General features: G+C 59.5%; 3 tRNA genes. All 3 read right to left on the bottom strand.

Features of this window, described 5'->3' with window-relative positions:
• Window positions 1-109: 109 nt before the first annotated feature.
• The 3 genes from L810_RS41020 to L810_RS41010 all read right to left on the bottom strand — a co-directional run bounded on the left by L810_RS41020 (window position 110) and on the right by L810_RS41010 (window position 411).
• Window positions 110-184, bottom strand: a tRNA-Thr gene (locus L810_RS41020).
• A gap of 24 nt (window positions 185-208) precedes the next feature.
• Window positions 209-282 (bottom strand) — tRNA-Gly (locus tag L810_RS41015).
• Window positions 283-325: 43 nt separating this feature from the next.
• A tRNA-Tyr gene (locus tag L810_RS41010) sits at window positions 326-411 on the bottom strand.
• Window positions 412-2,482: the final 2,071 nt, after the last annotated feature.

The following is a 2,482-nucleotide window of genomic DNA, read 5'->3' as shown; positions in this document are numbered from 1 at the left end:
TCACGTGCGGCTTGGTCCGCTCAAACTTTTCCTTGGCCATTTTCAACTCCCAAAAGGAATTTCACAGGTTGCGCCGCGCGCAAACAACAAGACACTGACTTTTTACTGCTGGTGCCCATGGGCAGGATCGAACTGCCGACCTCTCCCTTACCAAGGGAGTGCTCTACCACTGAGCCACATGGGCGCTTTACGCTTCAACTTCGCGGTCTGGAGCGGGTGAAGGGAATCGAACCCTCGTCGTAAGCTTGGAAGGCTTCTGCTCTACCATTGAGCTACACCCGCACGGGCCACAAACGATTCCTTACCGCTCACTGCGCTGATATCTTGGTGGAGGAGGTTGGATTCGAACCAACGTAGGCGTAAGCCAACAGATTTACAGTCTGCCCCCTTTAGCCACTCGGGCACCCCTCCGTAGAGAACTGACGATTATGGGGGTACATCGCACCCCTGTCAAGCACATCCGGAAGATTATTTTCATCCCCTTCCTGATACCGGCCTGACCACCGATCTCCCGCCCTTGCCCGGCTAAGGCAAGCATGGGTGCTACCGATCAGTGTCACATCTTCGTCAGACTCCGCTTTTAGCGTCGATCTGCATCTGCGCTGAAAACGAAAGACCGCCATCATACGATCTCTTGAGCACTCTGCCAAGCGGGTAGATGCAAAAATTCCGCAAATTTCGTGCCGGGCGGCTGCCATGATCTGTTTTTAGATGCCTGCCGGGAGTCCATTGCTGGTTTCTAGGGTTGTCTGGCCCGACCCGCCAGCGATTGACGTGACACGACTTTCGAACGCTTTCCAGCAATCGCATCATGAGTTAGAGCGACGCTGCCAACGAGAAATCGCGATGGCGGCGCTGGGCTTTGCCGGCTTCAGAGATAGGGGAACCGTACTATCCCGAGCCACCTGCCCGCCCTGGTTCGGATCCTCATGCGTCTGCGCGATCTTTTTCCGTCCTTCATGGTTTTGACCGCACACGCCGCTCGGCCGACAGACGCCGGTGTCGCCCGAGCACGATCGCCAGAACCCGTCAGGAGGCGCTGGTTGATAGCCACGCCCCGGGACGCCCGGCAGCAGCCGCGCCGTCGCGTATGACAGGCTGAAGCCCACGCGCATTGCCGGGGGCCTCGGTTCGGTACACGTCCGGTCGGCCGAGGCACCCTTGTGAAGTCAGGATTCGGTCCCGCCGGCGCCGGTGACGACGCGTCGACAGACGAATCCTGCAGCCCAGCCCCCATCGACAGCGACGACATACGGCCGTGCCGGGAACTGCCGCGCAGGTTTGCCGCGGTAATCCCGGCGCACGTTCTTTAGCGCGTGGGCGACTGCACTTCGCCCCCGCGCAAGCCGACCAACATCAGCGTCTGGCCGACCTATCGAGGCGATTCCGCCGCATATACAAGACATCCCCCATGCCCGTACGACGCCCGCCTCGAGCAGCTGAACGCCGATACCTGCGCAAGATTCGACGCCTGCGCGTTTTCCGCACAGCATCCATCCGAAGACGCGAGAAAGCAGGCCTGCAACTTCCGCTCTTCTACGACCGCTGCGAGCTGCCCAACATTGCGCGCGCGGACCGGGGATCAAGGCCTGAATACGACGCGCCGATTCGCGCCAGGCAATGGCTCCGCACTCTGCGATCTGGATACCCCAGGCAGGACGCGATCTACTGGCGTCGATGCGGAGGAACGCCCTTCGCGTCGATAGGCGAAAGTCGGGGCCGCCTTCGCGGCACCGGCTATTCGCTCATCGAAGAAGTCTGCGTGTTTCAAGACGGCCGGCCGGCGCCCATCAAAAGAAACGACACGAATTTTTGATGGCATCTGGTTGAGGAACTCGCGTACGTCCGGTTCGCGCTATAAATCAACGACTTCCATGTGGCACGCCGAAAGCGCCCCATCTTTTTTGCACGGATCGATTTGAGAGGAGATGCGAGAGTTGAGAAACAAACAAGCCTAGATCGCTACAAGATGCTGTCCTGGACAAAACCTGACTTCGTGCGCTCGGTTGGCAGTAGTCGCCTGGAGCTTTCGGCATATAAGGACCCGAAGGGCGGATTTTCGCCACTCGCTGCCCAGGTCACACTGATGGCTCATGGCGTGACGGGAACCGCCAGGCGTGCGCCTCGGATACGGCAACGATGGTTTTGGGCGGAGAAGTGCTCAATACGCAGAGAAACTGCGCACAATAACGGGTATTCGTGCAACTGGCCATGCCACTCCTGGCCGTGACGAGACGTGGTCAGAAATGCGGTGGAGTCGCGACTCGATCCGATCGTCGTCTTCGTGAACAGCAAGTGGATGGATGTTTGGATGGCGGGTCTTGGTCGGCGCCAGCGAGCGGTGCAAGGCCAACCCGATCGGTCTGATCTGCGTCAGTCTCGCAAAGGCGATCCTGGAGAATCGGCACCCCGGCCCCAGCTCGAGCAGCAGCCATGCCACCGATCCCGATCACTCGTGCATTTCCGCCGCCCAAATGCAAAA

The sequence above is a fragment of the Burkholderia sp. AU4i genome (genome assembly GCF_000466765.1).
Taxonomy (GTDB): Bacteria; Pseudomonadota; Gammaproteobacteria; order Burkholderiales; family Burkholderiaceae; genus Burkholderia; species Burkholderia cepacia.
This window is presented reverse-complemented; position numbering and strand designations above follow the sequence as displayed.